This is a genomic window from Acidithiobacillus albertensis, assembly GCF_001931655.1.
Taxonomy (GTDB): domain Bacteria; phylum Pseudomonadota; class Gammaproteobacteria; order Acidithiobacillales; family Acidithiobacillaceae; genus Acidithiobacillus; species Acidithiobacillus thiooxidans.
On record NZ_MOAD01000001.1, the window covers coordinates 2207291 to 2229791 of the forward strand.

Sequence of the window (22501 nt, forward strand, 5' to 3'; positions counted from 1 at the left end):
CACGGGGACTATAATCGTAGAACTGCGCCGACGGGCAGGTAGCCGTACAAATGCCACAATTCAAACAGCCATTGAGTTCGTGGTCATAACGAAAATCCGCACGGATTTCGTCAAACATCTCTTTCATTTCAGCGTAAGTCGCCATCTACTCGCTCCTCGCTCGTAATTAATACGTCGTACCTTTTCGACCCGCAGCACAGATCATTGGTTCAAATAAATAACGTGATATCGGACTCACCGGCGAATTCAAAAAAGGCCGCTGCACCACCCAATTCAATTCCGTCAATAAAGTCAGCCGTATCAAACTCGAAAAGATCGACTGTCATCTGACAAGCGATCATTCTTACTTCAGCTTCAACACAAAGCTCGCGCAATTCATCCAGACTGGCTACGCCCTTGGCTTTCATTTTGCTTTTCATCATGGATGTGGCCATTCCTTCCATACCCGGCAACACCATCATCAGGGTAGGCATGGGAACAGGCATCGGCATGGCCGGATTACCCAAGGGGCTGACGCGCAGATGACTCAGATCTTTCTTGAGCAATTGCAGACCGTAAAAGGTGAAGAAGATTTCCACACTGTAGCCCAGGGCTGCAGCAGTGGATGCCAGGATAAAGGGAGGATATCCCCAATCAAGGGTGCCTTTTGTGGCAACAATCGCCAGTTTTTTCTCGTCCATTTTCTACTCCTGGTCAGGCGGTCAGCCCAACCTCATTCAATTATGCCTTCTGGATGAAGAAGATAAATTCGCCAGCTGCTTCAGCATGCTCCAAAAGAGGATTCTTGGTCTGCTTGGCAAATGCTTCAAAATCTTTTACCGCGCCGGGATCAGTGGCGACGATCTTCAAAACCTGACCGGAAGTCAGCTCACCGAGAGCCTTTTTGGTGCGCAGGATGGGCAAGGGGCAATTCAGGCCACGTGCGTCGAGTACTTGATCTTCTTGTACCATGGTTTAACCTCCTAAGGTTATTGATGTCTGAAAACTACCTGCAAGACTGTATCAGGAAAAGGGGGAACAGCAAGGCAAATATTTTGATTTGATGATTAAGCACCCCTATTTTAGAAAATGCTAATCAACCGGGTAGCTGACCAATAGGCAGTCCACGATTCGCCCAGGCTGAAATTCCACCACGCAAATTAAGCACTTGCCCAAAACCCTGAGCAGCGGCAAAAGCTGCGGCCTGGGCTGAACGTCCACCGCTGAGACAATAAAATACCACCGTTTTGGATTTATCTAACTGCTGTAGAGACATCGGCAGCATGTGCAAGGGTACGTGCCGGGCTCCTTCGATGATGCCACGTGCCACCTCAGCGGGAGAACGTACATCCACCAGAATGAACTCATCACCTTGATCGCTCAAGGCCTTGAGTTGATCTGCCGTGATTTCCTGAAAACCGTACATAAGCTATTCACCAATTAATTAAATAATGTCATCTGCTAGCTTACACCATGTATTCGTTCACGTGTAGCACCATTATCCACCCAAACGCATCATGAATATCCGCGAAGAACGATCCGGATCTGTGACAAATTCGTGACGTTCGGGTTTATCCTGCCAAATCCTATCGCGGATTTCATCGGCAATTTCTTCGTTTCTGCTGCTTCCTCTCAGCAAAGGTAGCAGGTCCATACCATTTTCCTGGCCCAGACAAAATACCAGTCGACCACTTGCAGTCAGGCGGACCCGATTACAGGTGGCACAAAAATTTTCGCTGATGGGCGTGATAAATCCGATTTGCGAACGTGGGTGCTCTGCAAACTGAAAAAGCCGGGCGGGACCATTATCCGTCGGCCGAAAGGCCGGATACAAAGTGCCCAGCTCTTTTTCAATGAGCATTTTCGCTTCGCTTGCACTCAAAAATTCCGCGTTTTGGGCCTCGCTTCCGGCTTGTCCCAGGGGCATGGTTTCAATAAAACGGATATCAACATGCTGCGCCAAAGCGTAGCGCACCAGATCAGCGAGATTATGGCCGTTTTCGGTACGCATGAGCACCACATTCAGCTTAATACGGGGAATACCAGCACTGATTGCGACAGAAATTCCGTGCAGAACCTCTTGCAGATTTCCACCCCGGGTGACCCGGGCAAATACTTCCGGTTCCAAGCTGTCCAGACTGATATTGAGATTATTGACCCCGGATTGTTGTAGTTGTTCGGCCTTGCGAGCCAGTAACAAGCCATTTGTACTGATACTGATTTTACCAATTCCATGCTGATGGGCGGCAGCAATCAGATCAGGCAAGTGCGGATGTATGAGTGGCTCACCACCAGTAAAGCGCATGTGGCGCACACCCAAGTCTGCAAAAACCCCGATCAGGCGATCATACTCATCCACCTGAAGGTGATCTTTTCTGGCAAAAAAAGGAGTGCCTTCTGCCGGTGAGCAGTAGGAGCAACGGAAATTACAGTGCTCCGTAACGGAAATACGCAGGTAAGTAATCTGCCTCCCGAAACGATCCGCCAGAGCGGATTCCCGTGCCGGTACAGCAAACACTTCCTGCGCCATATCCATTCACCTCAGCAATAATGAAAAAACTATACTAGACCTCTTTTCAGACCCAGTTCAACATTGCTGACGGCCATGGTACAGATTGATGACGTGTTGGGCCTCAACAAAAAACAGCCAGCGTTCAACACCAATACCAAAAACAACGGACACAATGGCAAGCCATGCGAAAAACAATTGCCCGGTCAGGAAGCCAATGATCAAAGCGGCCACCGGTATAATGAAGGCAAATATATACATCATGAATTTAATACTGCGCGCCTTGGCACTGGGCAAAGTATGTCCGAACTCTTCCGTCAGAAAAGTACCAAAGGTATGGCCCTGCTCTAGAATCCGCACGGTTGAACGGTTGAAACCGGTTGCCGTACGAATGGTCGGACCGTTTGGACGACCAATCCAGAAATAATAAATACCTTTCATGACCGCTGCCGCGACCAGCAGACCCAGGGCAATTCCCACCAGGGTAAGCGCCGGTGCTCCCATGATCATTCGCTCGGCAGCCAGAATCGTGGCACCAATGGCCAAACCCATAACATAGAAATTTGCGGGTACAAGAGCCGTATTCCATTGGCGAATGGTTCTGAGCACGGCATAAATCATGCCCTGACAGAAAATGGTAATCAGACCAATCAGGCCAGCCAGATTCACCAGAATCAAACCTACCGTATCCTGTGTGCCTGCCGTGAAAAACACCCAGACCAGATAAGCAAAAGCAAACGGATAATATAACACCGCAAAAACTCCTTCGCGGGCCAACCAGGAGGTGCGCCAACGGGTAAAAGCCCTCCAGGCGTTCTTGGGGTTCGCCAGATGCGCGGTAGAAGAAAGCATGCCGATGCTGACAAAAACCAGCGAGAGAATGACTGCGACCATGGTCTGCAGGGGATTTAACCCGCCATCAATCTGAAAATCATTGATGATGGCCGTCAAGGCCATAATGCCAAAACCACCGCCAGAAAAAAGCGTCAGAAAAATAACTGCGAGTGCCGGATGCATGGTATCTCCTTAACGCTCAACTACGCGGTTGACCCATTCTTTCACTTTACGAACTGCTTTTTTCTTCAGCTCTTCAGTGGGGATCGGGGCATGAACACGGGGCGGCAAATAATGGTTGGTAGGGTTGTAATTCAGTTCGGGCATCAGCTGATAGCCGCCCCGATCACGCACAGCACGACTAACCGGACTTTCCGGATCATCCAGATCGCCGTACATACGAGCATGCGCCGGACAAGTCAGTACACAGGCAGGCTGCCTTTCTTCCTCCGGAATTTCCATATCATAAATACGGTCAATACACAGGGTGCATTTTTTCATGGTTCCGGAGACGCGATCCAACTCGCGGGCACCATAAGGGCATGCCCAGGAACAATAATTACAACCCATACATTTGTTCTGATCGACCAGAACAATGCCATCTTCAGCGCGCTTGTAGGAAGCACCGGTGGGACAAACCGTCACACATTCGGCGTTTTCACAATGCATACAGGACATGGGAAAATTGACGGTTTTGTTATAGGGGTAGTCCCCTATTTCAAAATGCCGGATACGGTTGAACCAGACCCCGGATGGCTTGGCGCCGTAGGGATCATAATCGGTCAGCGGCGCTGTGGTGCCACTGGTATTCCATTCTTTGCAAGCCACCGCGCAGGCATGGCAGCCCACGCAGGTGTCCAGATCAATGACTAATCCGAGTCTCATAATAGTCTCCTTGGCACGTCAGGATTTCAGATTGACGGGCTTGTGGGTATGGTAACGCAGCACGTCAGGTGCTGGGGTATCACCAGGTAAAGGCTTCATGGTTGGGAATACGGGCCAGGTGCCTTCTTCTCCTGGTGCCGCCGGATATATTTTGACCATCAGATCGTACCATGCCGCCTGACCAGTAATAGGGTCGGAATTGGTCAAACGTCTTTCCCCCTGCTTGGCTGGAAGTAGTTCGGAAATCAGATGATTCATCAAGAAACCGCGTGTTGCTTCAGCGGCTTCCGGCTTCAGGCCCCAGGCTCCGGATTGTTTACCAATGGCATTCCAGGTCCAGACGGTATCTTCCTGACAGCCTTCAATGAGCTTGACCTGCACCCGGATTTTTCCGTTATGACTTTCCACCCATACCCAGCTTTTATCGACAATCCCCATCTGCTCACCGCGCTTGCGGTTCATATACATATAGTTCTGGGCGATAATCTGGCGCAGCCAGGCGTTCTGGCTGTCCCAGGAGTGGTACATCATCATGGGGCGCTGATTGACGGCAAAGAATGGGTATTCTTTTTTGTCCACGCGCTGCTGTTCCAGCGGCTCATAAAAAGCTGGCAGCGGATCAAAATAGGTTGCCAAACGCTCGCGGTCTACCGGATCCTTGGGCTGTGGACCATCGTAGAGACCCATACCTGCCAGACGGAAACGCTGGAAGGTCTCGGAATACAGTTCAATGATGATGGGATCAGCCGTCGGATTGAAACCAATACGCTGGGACAACTCCAGGTATTCCTTGTTGGCAAAGCGATAAAAAGCCATGGACTCCGGCAAGTGATACTTGAAGAACCCCTGATTTTCGATGTAACGATCCCATTGATTGGGGTTTGGTGCCCCACGCAAGTGGGTTTCACCATCTTCACCACGCCAGCCTGCCAGGAAGCCTATTCCGGGCGCACGCTCGTAGTTAGTAATGAAATCCTTGTAGCCGGAAAAACGGGGTTCTCCATTTTCCTTGGTGAAAGCCGGGAATTTGAGACGACCGGCAATGTCCACCATGACTTCCTGCCAGGGACGCACATTGCGATCAGGCTTGAGGATTGGATGACGAATGGAGTCACAAATGGCATCCGGCTCGGAAATCGGACGATCCAGCAGTGAGATGGCATCATAACGCTCCAGATAAGTGGTATCTGGCAGAATCAGATCACCAAAATTAACCATTTCCGAATGGAAGGCGTCTACCACCACCAGAAAGGGAATATTATATTCGCCATTCTCGTCTTTGGATTTCAGCATATCCTGAACATTGGCCGTGTTCATGGTGGAGTTCCAACTCATGTTGGCCATAAAGAAAATCAGGGTATCAATAGCATAGGGGTCTTTATTGACCGCATTGGTGACCACCATATGCATCAAGCCGTGGTTGGCTATAGGTGCTTCCCAGGAATAGGCCTTATCAATGCGTTTGGGCTGACCATTTTCATCAATAACCAGATCTTCCGGTGCAGTGGGGAAACCCAACGGCGAAGACTTGAGGGGCGTATTGGGCGCACTGTGCTGAGCGGGTTTAACTGCTGGCGGGACGGGCTTGGGGTAAGGGGCCTTGGATCTGAAGCCTCCGGGGCAATCAATCGTACCCAGCAATACCTGCAGCAAGTGAATGGCCCGAGCTGACTGCATACCATTGGAATGCGCTGAAATACCGCGCATGGCGTGCATGGAAACCGGACGACCAATGAACTTGTCATGCTTGCGTCCAGCCCAGTCCGTCCACTCTACATTGATTTCAATACTTTCCTTGAAAGCCACATGCGCCATTTCCAGCGCCAGCCGTTCAATGGTCTCGGCGGGAATGCCCGTAATTTTACTGGCATTTTCCGGAGAAAATTCGTCGCTGAGATAACGTTCCGCCAGAATCGACATGACCGTACGCACCGGCCTGCCGTCGGGGGCCGTATATTCTCCAAACATGGCTCCGGCTGAGCCCGCTTCCATGCCATTGGCGAAGCATTCTTTCTGGATATCCCAAATCATGGGATGTCCTTCGGCATCACGCAGAATCAGGCCGTCACCGACTTTACCCGGTGTGTTGACGACCAGGAAAGGGGCATTGGTATAGCGTAGCAGAAAATCCCAGTCGAACTGTTCGTTCTGAAGCAGAACATGGACCATGGACAGGGCAAGCATGCCATCAGTACCTGGCTTGATGGGCACCCACTCATCGGCGATGGCCTGATACCCCGTTCGCGCAGGATTGATTCCGACAAACTTGCCACCATGACGCTTGAGTTTTTCCAAACCGATTTTCAGGGGATTGGAGGAGTGATCTTCGGCCACACCCCAGAGCATGAAATACTTGGTACGATCCCAATCCGGATCACCAAATTCCCAGAACGCGTGACCCAGCATATACAATCCGGCAGTAGCCATGTTCACCGAACAGAAGCCGCCATGGGCCGACCAGTTCAGGGTTCCAAACTGCTGCGCCCACAATCCTGTGAGCGCCTGCATCTGGTCACGTCCCGTAAAATAGGCGAGTTTATTTGGATCGGTGGCCCGGATATGGGCCAATCTTTCGGTCAGGGTGTTAATAGCTTCGTCCCAGGAAATTTCCTCGAACTCTCCAGCTCCACGCTCGGTACCGGGCTTACGCCGCAGTGGATTACGCAATTTACCCGGCGAATACTGCTTCATGATGCCTGCAGAGCCTTTGGCACAAAGCACACCCTGATTGATGGGGTGGTTGCGGTTACCCTGGATAAATCGTACCTTATTGTCTTCTACAGTGACTTTGATGCCACAACGACAAGCACACATGTAGCAAGTGGAGTACTTGATTTCCTGCTTGCTGTGGTCTTCAAATTCCATAACCGTAGCCATATTTGTACCTCGCGCCTGGCTGCAACAAATCGGGGACATCCCGTTATCGCCGAAATCTTGGCGGAGCGTGCCTGATAAAGCAAGTCAGCGTTTTTGATTTTGTAATAAGTAGTCCTTATTTGCTTTGTGGTAGGGACGATGATTAGTTTAATGGCGCTTAGTCCAAGGAGATGCATTCATGATTCGCAACGATTTCAAAGAACATTCCCGCATTACCGTGACCTGGAAGGATAAGGAAGGTAAATTGCGTCCCGGTAATTTCTATGTCTACGCCCTGCTCAAGGATGCCATGATCGTTCGGGCCACCGACAAAGATGGCCTGCTGCGCAAGTTACCTTATGGAGATGTGCTGCGCGTGGTGAAATTCCAGGATGTGGCTCCCCAGGATCGTTATATGATTCCGGATGAAATTCTGAAGGAAGCCAGCTGGAAAGACACGGATGTCATGATGCGTTATAGCTCCAGCCCGCATCGCGGCAAATAATTGAAGTTTACGAGTGGGCCTCTCTTGTCCAGAGGCCCGTCTTGCCGCCTTCCTTTTTAAGCAGGCGGATGTCACTGATGATCATACCCCTGTCTATTGCCTTGCACATATCGTATATGGTCAGCAACCCAACAGATACGGCAGTTAATGCTTCCATTTCCACGCCGGTTTGCCCTGCACAGTGTACTTCCGCACGACAAACAATGCGGGTGGGGTCAGTTTCAGGAATAAGGTCCACCTGAACAGCCGTCAAGAACAACGGGTGTGCCAAAGGGATCAGCTCCCAGGTTCTTTTAGTGGCCTGGATGGCGGCTATTCTGGCAATTCCGAGCACATCACCTTTGTGAATCTGCCCTTCGGTAATGTGGTGGAAGGTGCTTTCTGCCATGTTGATTTCGCCTTCTGCAATGGCAATCCGCGTACTCACCGCCTTCGCGCCAACATCGACCATGTGGGCTTCGCCCTGCGCATTAAAATGATTCAGATTTTCAGGAACAGACATGAATCTGGCACTCCTTTTGCTTACAATTTGAACCTATCCGAACGGCTCTGGAATTTCTCATGAAAACCAAAAGACAGCTCTGGCTGTGTTTGATTCTCTGTTGTTTCGCCTTGCCAGCGCAAGCCGATTTACGCTTTCTCTTGCCCCCGGTCAGTAGCCCGGCCGTCATGTATGCCGCATTCACACCGCTGGCCAACTACTTAAGCCATGCCATTAATCAAAAAATCACACTGAGCTTCAGCGCCAATCTACAAAGCTTTTACAATCAGGCCGACCAAAACACTCCGCAAATGGTGCTTTTTTGTCCTATTGCTTACATCCGCAGTGCCCATCAACAGGCTTATTACCCTCTCGCCGGAGTGATTCCCACTCCCGGCGGAAACCATAGTGTTATTGTCGTGCGTCGTAACAGCCCCATCCACAACGTGTTACAACTCAGGAACCGCAGCTTTGTCATGGGGGATCCTGCCTGTGCAGCTTCCTCGCTGGTACCCTTGTCCATGTTTCGTGAGCTGGGGATGACACCCAAAAGTTTTAGTGTTTTTCGGCAAAGTGGATCAGATCAGAGTGCGCTCATGGATGTGGCTGCGCGTTTTTACGATGCTACAGCGGTTGCCAAAAACGTTGCAGCACCCTATATCCATTCGGGAACCCTGCGCGCCATTGCCGATGCCGAGGTCGGCCCCGGCGACCTACTGGCGGCTTCTGCCGGCGTGCCCGCCAACGTCCGCACGAAACTCACCGCCGCTCTACTGACAGCAAAAATGCAGGATCCCGTCAGCATTCAGGCTCTTGGGGGTCTGGCAGCAGGATTCAAAGCCATCAATGATGGGGATTACAATGCGCTACGCACCCTCTATCAAGAAATACACGGGGTCAAACTCCTTCCCAAAGTGCCGCAAGAAGCCATGACCTTGGGAATTCCGCCCACTTTCACACCGATAGCGGCATACCAAATTTTTGCCCCGCTGCAAAAGGCGTTGAATGAAGCCACGGGACTTCCTGTACAGCTGGTCATTCCCCATAACGAACAGAGTTTCGTCGCCGATGGGCGCGCTGGCAAATTTGACTTCGCCCTGCTAACCCCCAGAATGGTCGCCATGGAAAAAACGCAGATGCTGCCTATTGCCCAGTCAGTTCCTCGCCATGACCTGCATGGCCTGGCGATTATTCGTAGGGATATGTCGACACCAGGCACCGGGCCATCCACGGGTCCCCTGCGCATTGCTTTTGCCAGCCCTTACTGCAGTGCCCGCTCTCTGGCTAAAGCCAAACTGCTCCGCCTGGCCGGTAACAGACCGGTGACATGGGTTCCGGAAGGTTCAGAGCACGCTGTTTTTACAGCATTGGCAGAAAATCGTGCCACACTCGGCATAGTCCGTACAGCTACTGTCATGACCCTAGAAAAAGAATTACCCGGTATCTGGTCGATTGTTCAAAGCGCCGGCCGGGCACCGGTATGGACACTGGTCGGCAAACGCCAGCTGCCGCTCGGAATACACAGCGCTGTCAAACAACAGGTTGCGAAAATGCCCCTCAACGTGCTGGACACGGCCGGTTTCATGCGTTTCAGCATTCTGCCTGATGCCTAGTCCGAGCAAGGCTTCAGGACCAGATATTCCTGCTTCCTCAAAAAAACAGGATGTTTGGAAGACCCGGGCAGTCGTTGTACATATTTTCCAGCCAGTGATGCACTTTTGGCAAAATATGTCCTGGCGAGCCAAAAGCATGACTTTTGTGCTGCTTCTAGTGGCTCTGATTTATTTATCAATCTCCATATTTTTATACACATCCGTACGCAACGATCTCACCAATCAGGTACAGACCGAATTGCTGCGGCTGACGGAAACGCTGGCCAGCTCGGCAGCAGACCCTCTCCTGCTGAAAGATGGTGGAAAACTGGGCAAGCTGGCAGAACTGCACAATCCTTTGGTGCAAACAGTAGTCATCACCAATAGCCGAAATGTCGTGGTAGCCAGCCCCGATATCCGCCAGCTGGGACAAACCCTCCCTTCATATTTGTCCAGAGCCAACGCCCATCAGGCCGATCACTTCGCTGCACCTGTTCTGGCCGGAGGTAATCAGCTGGGCGCCGTATATCTCCAGGGTAATCAGAAACACATTAACAGACTGGTGAACCAGCGCCTGGATAGAACCACCAGTCGGTTGATTGTACTTGGCTTGATTACCGCATTACTGGGCCTGTTGGGAGCCTATCTGGTCAGCCTGGCGATGACGCGTCCGGTATTAAGACTACTGGATGAAATTGAAAGCATGGAAGACCGTCTTGGCCTCGACAAGAAGTTCACCCTTGTCCGCACTCCCCAGTCGGGCGACGAACTGTACCGCCTGGAATGGGCTTTTCGCTTCACCGAACAGCGCCTCAGGGAACATTTACTGGAGCTTCGTCAGCTGCACCAGCGCCAACAGGCCATGCAATGTATGGCCACCATTGGTGAAATGTCTGCACAGGTGGCCCATGAAATCCGCAATGCCCTGTCCTCCCTGCGCGGTGCCGCACGTTACCTGGTACGCTATGGTCAGGCTGACAATCAAGGCGATTTTATCCGCATCATTGAAGAAGAAGTGCAGCGCCTGTATGACATGACACAGGGCTTTCTGGACTTTGGCCGGCCCTACGCGGCGATTCCTGTCGACACGCAAATCCGGCATCTGCTGGAGCGGTGTCTATCCAGGCATCGCGCAGACCTGGAGACCAAAACCATTATGGCCACTCTGGATTGCCCGGAATCCCTGCATGCCATGCTGGACCCTTCCCTGATCGAACAGGCTTTGAGCAATCTGATTCTCAATGCCATTGATGCCCTGCCCATGCAAGATGGGGAACTGCATCTTGCTGCAGAAAAATCCGGGCTTGCGCAGCTGGACATTATGGTTTCTGATAATGGGCCGGGCATTCCTCCGGAAAAACGGAAGAACATTTTCAAACCCTATGTCACCACCAAAACCAAGGGTAGCGGTCTGGGATTGGCCGTGGTCACCAAAATCATGATGGTGCATGATGGCAGCGTAGAATTGTGCGAAACCCATTCCGGTGCCAGATTCATTCTCCATTTGCCCTGTAAGCTTCCCCTGTCATCCTGATGATGACCATGACCAAAAAATTTCTGAGACCGACCCTATAAACATGCAAAATCTGATTTTAATTGTAGAAGATGAAAAAAACCTTCGCTGTGTTTTGGCAGCGGTACTGACTGCCGAGGGTTTCCAGGTACTGGAAGCCGAAAATGGCGAACAGGCGCTGGCAATCATTGCAAGCAATGCACCCGACTTGATCCTGACTGATCAGCGCCTTCCCGGGCTTTCCGGCACCGAACTATTGCGCAATATCAAGGCGACGCATCCTGAAATACCGGTCATTATTACGACAGCCTACGGAGAAATTGAGCAGGCGGTCGAAGCCATCAAGGCGGGTGCCGAACATTATCTGACTAAACCGGTTGATGAGGGCGAACTGATCGCCTTGATTCGCCAAACCCTGGGACGTCGTGGCAGGTCACTACCCCCCATGCGTCAGGAGCCACGCCGGCACGGCTTGATCGGAGTCAGCCGCGCTATCGAAGCCCTGCTGGAAACCATTGATCTGGTAGCTCCAGCTCCCTCCAATGTGCTGATTACCGGAGAATCCGGGACCGGTAAGGAGCTGGTTGCGCGTGCCTTGCATCAAGCTTCCAATCGGGCCGACCAACCTTTTGTCGCTTTTAACTGTGGCGCCATTCCCCTGGAGTTGGTGGAAAGTGAAATTTTTGGCTATGAAAAAGGCGCCTTTACGGGAGCGACACGCACCCAGGCCGGCAAACTGGAAATGGCGGGTGCCGGAACCCTTTTTCTGGATGAAGTGGGAGATATGCCCCTCGCCATGCAGGTCAAACTGCTCCGCGCCCTGCAAGAACGGGAATTTACCCGTCTGGGCACCCATCAACCCTTGCGCATGTTGGCCCGGATCGTGGCGGCCACCCACATGGATCTGGCCAAGGCCGTAGCTGAAGGCCGGTTCCGGGAAGATCTCTATTATCGGCTGAATGTCATTCCGCTCCATATTCCTCCGCTGCGCGAGCGACGCGCGGACATCGCACCGCTGGTACATCATTTTCTGGAACAAATCTGCAGCGTCATTGGCCGTAGCCCAACAGTCACCATCAGCAATGAGGCCCTGGCTGCCCTGGAGGCCTATGAGTGGCCCGGCAATATCAGACAACTTGAAAACCTTCTGGAACGGATGGTGGTGCTCAATCGTCATGGACACATACAGCGGCAGGACCTCCCTCCCGACATCTGCCAGCAAAATGCTGGGGCTGGTGGATCCGGTACGGCAAGCCTCTTTGATTTACCTGCCCTGGAAAGGCAAACCGTGCTCAGCGCCCTTGAAAAAACCCGGTTTAATCAAAGTCAGGCGGCTGTTCTTCTGGGTATCAGCCGCAAACAATTGCGGACCAAAATGAAAAATATCGGCCTGCTTGGCGACCAGGATTCTGAAGAAGACAACCTCGATAACTGATCCATTGCAGGGACCGGTGCGAAACATCTGGTCCTTTTGGCACACTGTTTTTTCTCTCGACTGCCCCTTCTCTTGCGCGCGGCAACACCCTCACCCGCACAGCGCCTTTGTACCTTCCGGTCTGAATCATTAAAAAACACCTATTGATCCAGATTTAGGGCTGAAAATGCCGTAAAAATGGCTAAAAAAACGGTACCAGAAATTATACATTACAGACTATTTTATTGTTTATTGTAAGAAGCCATTCTGTCTAAAATGATGGCACAAAAGCTGCTAATTAATCTTGCCGCGCCAGTAGGTCGCGCTGCATTAAAGGAGCATTTTATGAAGCACAGAAATAAACAGCTGGCTCAGATCGGTTTGCTGGTGACGGGTATTTCCTGTCTGGGATTTAGCCTAAATGGCGCAGCGGCAGAAGCGCCGGGCAACGTCAGCAGTATTCAGGCCGGCAAAGCTATTGCCTTCAATCGCGCTCAGGGAAACTGTCTTGCCTGCCACGCTCTACCGGGCGGAACCATGGCGGGCAATGTGGGTCCGGCCCTGCCCATGCAGGGGGTGACCTTTCAGCAGATGTTTCAGACCAAGGAAAAACTTGTCGCTTTTTTAGGTGATCCTGAAAAACTATTTCCTTACGCAAACATGCCGGAATTTGGCAAGAACAAAGTGCTGACGCAGACACAGTTAGAGCAGGTTGCCGACTATTTGTGGTCTTTGAAGTAAATAATCCATCTGTAATTCCTAAGGAGACAATAATGATGAGTAAACCCATTGAGCGACGCCAGTTTTTAGGTGCCAGCCTGGCTACAGGGGCCTTAGCTACGGCTGCTGGTCTTGGCTTGATCAAGCCACAACTGGCCTTTGCAGACAATGTTGCCGGATGGCCTGCAAAAGCTTTTGATGCCAAGTTACTGAAAGAGGCTATGTCCGATTCCGTCGGTAAAACTAACGTGCCGGTGTCATCCAAAGTCAAACTGACCGCGCCCACTATTGCTGAAAACGGCGGAGCGGTTCCCGTCACCATTGAAGTTGATTCGCCCATGACGGCGGACGATTACATTGCAGCGGTTTATCTGTTTGTCGATCACAATCCCACCCCTCTGGCCAGTCAGTTCACGTTTACGCCCGCAGCAGGTAAAGCATACATCCAACAACGCATCAAAATGGCAAAAACGGACAATGTCCGGGTCGTTGCCAAAACCAATAAGGGCGTTCTGATGGCCTCTGCTCCCCGGGAAGTCAAAGTCACCATTGGTGGTTGCGGCGGTTAAACCAATATACACCCATTAAAAAGAGGAATTATCCATGGCAGGAAATGTAGGTAACCCAATGATTCGCATGGCGAGCAGCGCCAAAAAAGGGGAAATTGTCGAAATCCGTTCACTGATTATGAATCCCATGACTACGGGTCTGACCAAAGATAAGGCTGGAAAAGTCATTCCGGCCCATTTTATCCAAACCGTCACAGTGACATTTGATGACAAACCTTTACTGGACATTGACTGGAGTACAGCCGTCAGTGCCAATCCCTACCTCGCATTCAAATTGCGGGCCGAAAGTAGCGGAACCCTGAAAATGGTCTGGAAAGACAATACCGGCGGTAACTGGAGTGCCGATTCCAAACTGACAGTAGCCTGATACCTATATCGGGGCGAATGAAATCGCCCCTGCAATAAAAGGAGGAACCCATGAAGCGGTTGCTGATTGCGCTTTCAATCATAGGCCTAGCTGGTGTCAGTGACGCCGCGCAGGCAGTCAACTGGTGGGACCTGGGAAATACCAAGGTCGGACCGGCCGAGACGCTTAAACAATTTCATACCTATTTTAAGGAACAAAATCCCAAAATGCCTTTGGAGAAGTACGCGCTGGGTTCTTATGCATTCAGCCCGGAAATGTACAATCAATATCAGGAGGCCATTCAGTTTAATCCCGGAGATTTGACTTTATCCCAAGGCAAGGCTTTGTGGACCAAGCCTTTTGCTAACGGCAAGTCTTATGCCAGTTGTTATCCTGATGGTGGTAAGGGTGTGGCGGCGCACTATCCCATGTATGACCCCAAAACCCATGACATAGTAACTATCGGTACCAGTCTGAATGCCTGCCGCAAGGCTAATGGTGAGGCACCGCTTAAATATGGCAGCAGTGATATGGTGGCTTTGCAAACATATCTGACGTCCTTGTCCAATGGCATGCCAATGGATGTTCAGGTGCAGGGTCCGGGGGCCACGCAAGCCTTTGAAGAAGGTAAAGCCTACTTTTTCATGAAACGCGGGCAACTGAATTTTTCCTGTGCTACTTGCCATGTTGCTTATGCCGGGAAATATTTACGCGCACAAATTATTTCTCCAGTACAAGGTCAAAGCGCCCATTTCCCGACTTATCGGGCTGCCTGGTCGGCAGTAAATACTTTGCAAAAGCGGATGCAGGGTTGTGACAAAAAAGTAGGTGCGGTGCCACAACCGCTCGAAAGTGCAGATTACCAGCGGCTGGAATATTTCATGAGTTATCTCAGCAACGGCATCAAGATCAACGTGCCGGGATATCGTCCCTGAACTCAACCCCGGGTAATAAATCCTGAATTTTTACCCGGTACTACTTACTACCAGAAACAATGGGGAATACCATGAATATGAAAAAATCATTACTCGTGCTCGGCTTATGTTGCACGGGATTGACTCTTGGCGGCTGGGCACAGGGTGCCGAGATTTCTTCGACAGTATCCGGAATGCCAGCAATTAATACCGCCAGCCCATTGTACATTGTCAACGTACAAAAAGGTGTCACTCCGGCCCAGATCAAAATGGGTATTCAGAGCGGTGCCGAGGCTGAAAACATGAATGTGGTGGGCACGCTGGATGTTCAGCAGGGACTCAAGGAAAGGGGTATTAAAAGCAATCAGCCCTATGTCATTTATGAGGTCTGTAATTTGGTACTGGGTGCCAAAATTCTCAAAAGCACACCAGAATTTGGGGCTTTTGCACCCTGTAAAATTGTCATGTATGAACAAAATGGTCAACTCAAACTGATGACCTATTTACCCACCTATGCCCTGAAATATTTCCCGAAAAATCCAGAATCCGCCAAAGTGGCTCAGGAACTGGATCACCAGATTATTACCGTGATGAAGCAAGCCGCTGCTGGCGGGCTTTAATCCGTACCGGAGGATTCAATGAACTTAAGTAGACGTGATTTCATGCAATTAATGGGCATAGCCGGTGCTGGCAGCTTCCTGACACCGGGTGCCGTGCAGTCGGCGTGGGGGGCAGATGCCGACCCTTATGAAATTCCTGATTATGGGAATGTCACCTTATTGCACATGACTGACTCCCATGCGCAATTGCTGCCGGTATGGTGGCGTGAGCCGGATACCAACATCGGCGTAGGGCAGGTACTGAATCAGGTTCCCCATCTCTGCGGACAGTGGATGCTGGATTATTATGGAGTAGCCACCCCCTCTTCCAGCAAATATGCCTATTCTTGCCTGGACTTCGACACCCTCGCGCACAAATACGGTAAAATCGGTGGATACGCGCACATCGCCAGCCTGGTCAAACGTTATCGGCAACAAAGGGGAGACAAGGTTTTGCTGCTGGATGGAGGCGATACCTGGCAGGGTTCAGCGACCAGTCTCTGGACCAAGGGTGCGGATATGGTCGGTGCCCAGAATCTCCTGGGAATAGATGATTTTGTGGGTCACTGGGAATTCACTTACGGGCAGGATCAGGTGGAGCACCTGGTCAAAACTGAACTCAAGGCCAATTTTCTGGCCCAGAATATCTTCAACAACACCTGGCAGGAACTGGTTTTCAAACCCTACCATATTCATGAGGTCAGTGGCCGTAAAATTGCCGTTATTGGACAGGCCTTTCCGTTTACCCCCATCGCCAATCCCGGTTACATGATACCTGACTGGGGGTTTGGCATTCATACCGAACATATGCAGAAAATGGTGACAGAATGCCGCGAGAAACAACACGCAGACTTGGTGGTTGTGCTCTCGCATAACGGCGCTGACGTTGACAAGAAAATGGCCGCAATGGTCAAGGGTATTGACATCATTCTGGGTGGCCATACCCATGATATTATGGGACCCAAGCCTTTCATGGTCGGCAATACGCTGATTATCAATACCAGCACCAATGGCAAGGTATTAGCCCGTTTCGATCTGGATGTCGGCAAAGGCAAACTCAATGGCTGGCGTTTCCATTATCTGCCGGTGTTCTCCAACCTGATCAAGGAAGATCCGGAGATGGCTGACTATATCCATAAGGTCCGCAGCCCTTATCAGCAGAAATTGGCGCAACCTCTGGCTACTACCGAAAGCCTGCTTTATCGGCGTGACAACTTTAATGGCAGCTTTGACCAGTTGCTCTGTGATGCCTTACGGGAAGAAATGGATTGCGAAGTCTCTTTCTCCCCCGGTTTCCGTTGGGGTTACTGCAAACTCCCCGGCGAAACCATCACCATGGAAGACGTCATGGGTCAGACGGCCATTACCTATCCCCAGGTTACCGTCAACACCTACACCGGCGAACAAATCAAGAACATCATGGAGCAGGTGGCAGATAACATCTTCAATCCGAACCCCTATTATCAGCAGGGCGGGGATATGATAAGGGTCGGGAATATTCAGTATGATTTCAATCCCGATGAAAAAATCTATCATCGTTGCAGCAATATGCGGATTGGTGGTCAAACGATGTCTGCCAGCAAAAAATACAAAGTGGCAGGATGGGCAGCCATGCAACCTGTTGAAGGGAAACCAGTCTGGGATATTTTTTCACAGTGGCTGCAATCCAAAAAGAATGTACGGGTAGACAAGGTGGATCTGCCGGTACTCAACAAGGACATGGCAAACAACCACGGCATTGCCTTTCCCAAAACCTACAAGCTTTAACCATGTTCAGGTGACGAGCAGCATTAGCCAGCGGTTTTACCGCTGGTTTTTTTTGTGGGCAAAACAAGGTCCTGTAGCCAAATCACCCCATTTCACCAGATTTTATCTCAACCATACCTCATGCTAGACTGCGCACTGAATTTTGCAGCCCGGAAATGATGTTTAACTTTGTTCACGTCCCGGCCGTGTCCCCACTTGCATAATAAAGGCTTGTAACCAGATGATCATGAAACGCATTCTTGGACTTTTTTCCACGGACCTCGCTGTTGACCTGGGTACGGCCAATACCCTGATTTATGTGCGAGGAAAGGGCATTGTCCTCTCGGAACCTTCTGTCGTTGCCATTCATACTGGCCGCCGTGGTGGAGGCAGTCGGCGTTTACATGTCGGTGAAGAGGCCAAACGGATGCTCGGACGCACCCCCGCCAACATCACCGCCATTCGGCCTTTAAAAGACGGCGTCATTGCCGATTTTGAAATTACGGAGGCGATGCTCAAGCACTTCATTCGGCGCGTCCATCACCAGCGTTTTCTCAGCCCCAGTCCCCGTATTATTGTTTGTGTGCCCTACGGAGCCACGCAGGTTGAACGCCGTGCCATCCGCGAATCAGCCATGAGCGCAGGAGCCCGCGAAGTGCATCTGATTGAAGAACCCATGGCAGCAGCCATTGGCGCCGGCATGCCGGTCGCCGAACCCACCGGCTCCATGGTGGTGGACATTGGCGGTGGGACCACTGAAGTCGGGGTAATTGCTCTGGGCGGTGTGGTTTATTCCCAAAGCGTCCGGGTAGGGGGCGACAAGATGGACGAAGCCATCGTTAATTATATTCGCCGCAATTACGGTATGTTGATTGGTGAAAGTACGGCCGAAGAAATCAAGAAAAAAGTGGGTTGTGCTTATCCCGGTCAGGAAGTGCTGACGCTTGAAGTGCGCGGGCGTAATCTCGCCGAAGGCGTTCCCCGCACTTTCAGCATCAACAGCAATGAAATCATGGAGGCTCTTCAGGAACCGCTGGGGGCCATTGTTGGCGCCATCAAGCTGGCCCTGGAACAAACCCCTCCGGAGCTCGCTGGCGATATTGCCGAGCGCGGTATGGTGCTGACGGGAGGTGGTGCCCTGTTGCGCGATCTGGACCGCCTCATCATGGAGGAGACCTCCTTGCCGGTGATCGTTGCCGAAGACCCTTTGACCTGTGTGGCTCGAGGCAGTGGTCGTGCTCTGGAAGAGCTAGAACTTCTGGGTGAGGTATTCGCCGACGATTAATCCGGCGAAACTGTAAACATTCTGCATGCCAGCGTTGTTTTTCCCCCGCCGCTACCCGCCGCTCCTTCGTGTAGCGGCGTTTGTGTTGTTGAGTATTGTCATTGCGGCGCTCAGCGAAAAGCATCCCAATATGCTGAACTGGTCCGGGAATCTGACTTATCCCATTCATTGGCTGGATCTGCAGGCCACAGAAAACTGGCGTAAAGTGAGTGAATACCTGCAAGATCGCCGCAGTTTGCTTGCTGAAAACGCGCAAATGCGGGAAAAACTCAAAACACTGGAACCAAAACTGCTGGAAAACGAGATATTACACAATGAAAACCGGCAACTGCTGGCATTACTCGACAGTTTTCCCCAGCCACCCGGGAAGATGGCTGTAGCCCAGGTCATCGCCGAAAACTTTTCTCCCGGTAGCCAGCTCATTACCGTCAATCTGGGCAGTCGCAATGGTGTTCAGGTAGGTCAGCCGGTGCTGGCCGCTGGCGGTGTGGCCGGGCAAGTCATTCACGTAGCCGATCTCAGCGCCCAGATCGCCCTGATTTCCGACCTCGACAGCAGCATCCCGGCGCAACTGGCGGGCACAAACCTTCCGCTGCTGGTTAATGGAAAGGGCAATATTCATTGGTTAAGTGTTCCCTTTCAGCCGCGCAACACCCCCCTGAAAGCAGGTGATCAATTGGTCACCTCTGGACTCGGAGGGCGTTTTCCCTCTGGCCTGCATATTGGTACCATTTCCAGGGTCATTCATAATGGTGACGAACCCTTTGCGCAAATTTCAGTGCAGCCCTCAGTACCCTTGGGTCAGCTCACTACCGTACTTATCCTTCTGAACAACAACACAACATCACGGCCAAGCAAGCCATGAATGCGGTTGCCCTGGTACTCGCCTTTTTCCTGGCCATGGCCCTGGAAACACTCCCCTCCGGCCCTGTTTATGGCATGATCCATCCGGATTTTGTAGCCCTGCTTCTGCTTTACTGGTCGATCCGCAGCGGCTCCGAACTCAGCTATACGGTGGTATGGCTCATTGGATTGCTTCAGGATATGGTTATGGGTAATGTGCCCGGTGGACAGGCTGTTGCCGATGTTCTCATGATTTATGCGCTGGTCAATGGTCTGGTCAGGGTACGCCACCTATCCGTTTGGGAACAATTGGTTTTCATATTTATGCTGCTGTTCGCCCATCGACTGATCGTCTGGTCCTGGCAACTATGGTCCGGGCCAGTGAGCTGGCATTTCAGCCTGCTCCTCAGCCCGTTGATGGGGGCCCTACTATGGCCCCTGTTTACCTATTTGCTGGATTATCTGCGCCATCATTTGCAGGCATCGCCATGAACCGGACACAACGCCTGTTTCGTCCATTGCAAAAACTGGATCCAGCCCTGTTGACCGGTGTTGTCATTCTGATGGGCATCAGTTTGGCCGTGCTTTACAGCGGCAGCCAGGAAAGTCTGCGCGTAGTTTTCGCCCAGTTATTCCACTTTGCTATCGGATTTATTGTGCTGATCGCCATTGCTAACACTCCGCCGGAACGCATTCGCGCCTGGGCCCCAGCACTTTATGGCATCGGCGTTATCCTCCTGGCACTGACCCTGGTCGCTGGCAAAACAAGCCTCGGAGCCCGACGCTGGTTAGGTGCCGGACCCGTCACTTTCCAGCCCTCGGAACTCATGAAACTGGCTTTACCGCTACTGATGGCCTACTACTACTCCCAGCAGGAAAACGTACGCCATTGGCGTGCCGCAATTACCGGATTGATACTGATCGCCATTCCTTTTCTGCTGATTGCCAAGGAGCCAGATCTGGGTACCGCCGCACAAATTGGTGCCGCTGGTATTTTCATGATGTGGCTGGCTGGGGTGAGACGGCGCTGGTTTATTGGACTACTCATCATCGTCGCGGTCAGCGGGCCGGTCATGTGGCATTTCCTGCACGGTTATCAAAAGGAGCGCATTCTGACCTTCCTTGACCCTCAACGCGACCCCTTGGGAGCGGGTTATCACATCATCCAGAGCATGATTGCTGTTGGCTCCGGAGGCTTTTGGGGAAAGGGCTGGTTTAACGGTACCCAGGTGAATCTCGACTTTTTGCCCGAAGCACAAACAGATTTTGTTTTTGCTGGTTTTGCTGAAGAATTCGGTCTTTTTGGTGTACTCATTCTAATTGCCACTTACCTCCTGATTGTCCTGCGCGGACTGGTCATCGCCTTTGAAAGCCGGGATGCTTTTGGTCGTTTGATTGCCGGCACTCTGAGTCTGACATTTTTTCTGTATATTTTTATCAACATGGGTATGACCACGGGGATTTTACCCGTAGTCGGAGTGCCGCTGCCCCTCATCAGCTATGGCGGTACGGCCATGCTGACTTTCATGATCGGATTGGGGATTCTGATGTCAGTGCACGCCCATCCACGAACCCATGAATAGCCCTGCAAGCTATGTTGGGCCGGGAAGCTTTGCCGCGACTTTGGCCCGCTTAGCATACAAACATAGCTTTCTTGACGGACATCATTATAATTCTTCGGATACCATCAAGATTACACTCCAATTAAACACTCCGTATTGAGGCCCTGATGATTTCCCGCCCCTCCCTGATAAGTAAAGTATTTCTTGTTTTTTTCGGGCTGCTTTTTGCCAGCACCGCCTTTGCCGTCGTGCCGACCCCAAGACTGCCCACACCTCCAGCACCCGCCCTGCCGTCCGTCGTCAGTTATGTACTGATGGATTATGACACGGGTCAGATTATTGCGGCGAAAAGTGAAAACCTGCGCCGCGCACCGGCCAGTCTCACCAAGCTGATGACGGCCTATCTGACCTATCAGGCCATCCACAATGGCACCCTCAATCTCAATGAAAACATTCAAATATCCAACACAGCCTGGAAAACTGGTGGTTCCAGCATGTTCATCCAGCCCGGTCTGGCGGTCAATATTGACCAACTCCTACATGGGCTACTGATTGATTCGGGCAACGATGCCGCCGTGGCATTGGCCGAAACCGTGGCAGGAAGCCAGTCCGGCTTTGTAACCCTGATGAATGAAACGGCAGCACAACTGGGGCTGCATAATACCCATTACAACAATGTTGATGGTTTACCGGATGACAACCTGTATACCACTGCTCTGGATGTAGCGCGGCTATCCCGGACACTGATTCAGCAATACCCCCAAGTCATTCAAATTACGAAACAAAAATCCTATACCTACAACAAAATCACCCAACGGAGCTGGAATCCTGTATTGTTTCGGGATCCCAGCGTGGATGGCCTTAAAACAGGACTGACGGATGCATCCGGCTATTGCATCGACGCTACCGCTCAGCGCAATGGTCGGCGCCTGATTGCCGTAGTGATGGGTGGACCCAACTGGGCTGGCAGTACCAATGCTGTAGAAGCACTGCTGGACTACGGTTATCGATTTTTTGTGAATCATCCGGTGTACCAGTCCGGCCAGCAGGTTGGTAAAATCACGCGGAACGACTTCTCTCCCATGCATGTTCCCGTAGGTGTCACCCAAAAGGTCACTGTCACCGTACCCAAGGGACATTTTTCTGATTTGCAGCGCGTTGTCGAACTCAATCCGAATTTGCAGGCCCCTCTGAAAAAAGGTACGGTCGTGGGAACATTGGTTTTCCAGCTTGACGGTAAAGCACTTAAAACAGTCCCGGTGGTCAGCATGGTTTCTGCAGAGAAGGCTGGCTGGTTATCGCGGATGTTCCACAAAATCGGTGACGCGCTCTGAAACAGAATAAGGGGC

Annotated in this window: 23 protein-coding genes; 15 read left to right on the forward strand and 8 right to left on the reverse strand. The window is 51.5% G+C overall.

Annotated features, from left to right (window positions below; translation table 11 throughout):
• Positions 1-209: 209 nt before the first annotated feature.
• From dsrE2 to BLW97_RS11410, 7 genes are all read right to left on the reverse strand, one after another.
• Positions 210-680, reverse strand: a complete 471-nt coding sequence (gene dsrE2 / locus BLW97_RS11380) for a sulfur carrier protein DsrE2 (protein ID WP_010637276.1) — start codon at positions 678-680, stop codon at positions 210-212.
• A 40-nt stretch (positions 681-720) separates the two neighbouring features.
• Positions 721-951 carry a sulfurtransferase TusA family protein gene (locus BLW97_RS11385; RefSeq protein ID WP_010637274.1) on the reverse strand — a complete coding sequence of 77 codons (231 nt, stop codon included), beginning with the start codon at positions 949-951 and terminating at the stop codon, positions 721-723.
• 124 nt (positions 952-1075) lie between these two features.
• Entirely contained in the window at positions 1076-1405 is a 330-nt protein-coding gene (locus BLW97_RS11390; protein ID WP_024892993.1) for a rhodanese-like domain-containing protein, read from the reverse strand.
• Between the two features lie 72 nt (positions 1406-1477).
• Positions 1478-2509, reverse strand: coding sequence for a GTP 3',8-cyclase MoaA (gene moaA / locus BLW97_RS11395; protein WP_075323211.1), 1032 nt, complete (start codon positions 2507-2509; stop codon positions 1478-1480).
• 57 nt (positions 2510-2566) lie between these two features.
• A complete protein-coding gene (locus BLW97_RS11400; RefSeq protein ID WP_024892991.1) occupies positions 2567-3505 on the reverse strand; it encodes a dimethyl sulfoxide reductase anchor subunit family protein in 939 nt (312 codons plus the stop codon).
• A gap of 9 nt (positions 3506-3514) precedes the next feature.
• A complete protein-coding gene (locus BLW97_RS11405; RefSeq protein ID WP_010637265.1) occupies positions 3515-4207 on the reverse strand; it encodes a 4Fe-4S dicluster domain-containing protein in 693 nt (230 codons plus the stop codon).
• 18 nt (positions 4208-4225) lie between these two features.
• Positions 4226-7084: a molybdopterin oxidoreductase family protein gene (locus BLW97_RS11410; RefSeq protein WP_010637264.1), complete on the reverse strand. Its 2859-nt coding sequence runs from the start codon at positions 7082-7084 to the stop codon at positions 4226-4228.
• 178 nt (positions 7085-7262) lie between these two features.
• Between BLW97_RS11410 and BLW97_RS11415 the strand changes: the two genes are divergently transcribed.
• Positions 7263-7568, forward strand: a complete 306-nt coding sequence (locus tag BLW97_RS11415) for a hypothetical protein (RefSeq protein WP_010637263.1) — start codon at positions 7263-7265, stop codon at positions 7566-7568.
• A gap of 7 nt (positions 7569-7575) precedes the next feature.
• Here BLW97_RS11415 and moaC read toward each other — a convergent pair whose 3' ends face one another.
• The gene (gene moaC, locus BLW97_RS11420) at positions 7576-8070 is read right to left on the reverse strand and encodes a cyclic pyranopterin monophosphate synthase MoaC (protein ID WP_075323212.1); all 495 of its coding nucleotides are present in this window, start codon (positions 8068-8070) and stop codon (positions 7576-7578) included.
• 59 nt (positions 8071-8129) lie between these two features.
• Between moaC and BLW97_RS11425 the strand changes: the two genes are divergently transcribed.
• From BLW97_RS11425 to BLW97_RS11490, 14 genes are all read left to right on the forward strand, one after another.
• Positions 8130-9662, forward strand: coding sequence for a PhnD/SsuA/transferrin family substrate-binding protein (locus tag BLW97_RS11425; protein WP_075323213.1), 1533 nt, complete (start codon positions 8130-8132; stop codon positions 9660-9662).
• Positions 9663-9798: 136 nt separating this feature from the next.
• On the forward strand, positions 9799-11175 hold the full coding sequence (locus tag BLW97_RS11430) for an ATP-binding protein (RefSeq protein WP_226842597.1): 1377 nt from the start codon (positions 9799-9801) through the stop codon (positions 11173-11175).
• 43 nt (positions 11176-11218) lie between these two features.
• Complete coding sequence (locus tag BLW97_RS11435; protein WP_075323214.1) at positions 11219-12589, forward strand: sigma-54-dependent transcriptional regulator; 1371 nt, start codon at positions 11219-11221, stop codon at positions 12587-12589.
• Positions 12590-12913: 324 nt separating this feature from the next.
• The gene (soxX, locus tag BLW97_RS11440; RefSeq protein WP_010637254.1) at positions 12914-13309 is read left to right on the forward strand and encodes a sulfur oxidation c-type cytochrome SoxX; all 396 of its coding nucleotides are present in this window, start codon (positions 12914-12916) and stop codon (positions 13307-13309) included.
• 35 nt (positions 13310-13344) lie between these two features.
• On the forward strand, positions 13345-13857 hold the full coding sequence (gene soxY, locus BLW97_RS11445) for a thiosulfate oxidation carrier protein SoxY (RefSeq protein ID WP_024892986.1): 513 nt from the start codon (positions 13345-13347) through the stop codon (positions 13855-13857).
• 34 nt (positions 13858-13891) lie between these two features.
• Positions 13892-14224 carry a thiosulfate oxidation carrier complex protein SoxZ gene (soxZ, locus tag BLW97_RS11450; RefSeq protein WP_024892985.1) on the forward strand — a complete coding sequence of 111 codons (333 nt, stop codon included), beginning with the start codon at positions 13892-13894 and terminating at the stop codon, positions 14222-14224.
• Between the two features lie 50 nt (positions 14225-14274).
• Entirely contained in the window at positions 14275-15138 is an 864-nt protein-coding gene (soxA, locus tag BLW97_RS11455; protein ID WP_075323215.1) for a sulfur oxidation c-type cytochrome SoxA, read from the forward strand.
• Positions 15139-15209: 71 nt separating this feature from the next.
• Complete coding sequence (locus tag BLW97_RS11460) at positions 15210-15737, forward strand: DUF302 domain-containing protein (protein WP_035211608.1); 528 nt, start codon at positions 15210-15212, stop codon at positions 15735-15737.
• A gap of 18 nt (positions 15738-15755) precedes the next feature.
• The gene (gene soxB, locus BLW97_RS11465) at positions 15756-17483 is read left to right on the forward strand and encodes a thiosulfohydrolase SoxB (RefSeq protein ID WP_075323216.1); all 1728 of its coding nucleotides are present in this window, start codon (positions 15756-15758) and stop codon (positions 17481-17483) included.
• A 226-nt stretch (positions 17484-17709) separates the two neighbouring features.
• The gene (locus tag BLW97_RS11470) at positions 17710-18747 is read left to right on the forward strand and encodes a rod shape-determining protein (protein WP_372606774.1); all 1038 of its coding nucleotides are present in this window, start codon (positions 17710-17712) and stop codon (positions 18745-18747) included.
• A 25-nt stretch (positions 18748-18772) separates the two neighbouring features.
• Positions 18773-19612 (forward strand): rod shape-determining protein MreC, encoded by an 840-nt coding sequence (gene mreC, locus BLW97_RS11475; protein ID WP_010637243.1) that lies wholly within the window; start codon positions 18773-18775, stop codon positions 19610-19612.
• Entirely contained in the window at positions 19609-20082 is a 474-nt protein-coding gene (gene mreD / locus BLW97_RS11480; protein WP_075323217.1) for a rod shape-determining protein MreD, read from the forward strand. Before mreC ends, mreD begins: the two co-directional genes overlap by 4 nt.
• The gene (gene rodA, locus BLW97_RS11485; protein WP_024892980.1) at positions 20079-21173 is read left to right on the forward strand and encodes a rod shape-determining protein RodA; all 1095 of its coding nucleotides are present in this window, start codon (positions 20079-20081) and stop codon (positions 21171-21173) included. The genes mreD and rodA overlap by 4 nt, the downstream gene beginning before the upstream one ends.
• A gap of 146 nt (positions 21174-21319) precedes the next feature.
• Positions 21320-22486 carry a D-alanyl-D-alanine carboxypeptidase family protein gene (locus BLW97_RS11490; protein WP_075323218.1) on the forward strand — a complete coding sequence of 389 codons (1167 nt, stop codon included), beginning with the start codon at positions 21320-21322 and terminating at the stop codon, positions 22484-22486.
• The last annotated feature ends 15 nt before the right edge of the window (positions 22487-22501 follow it).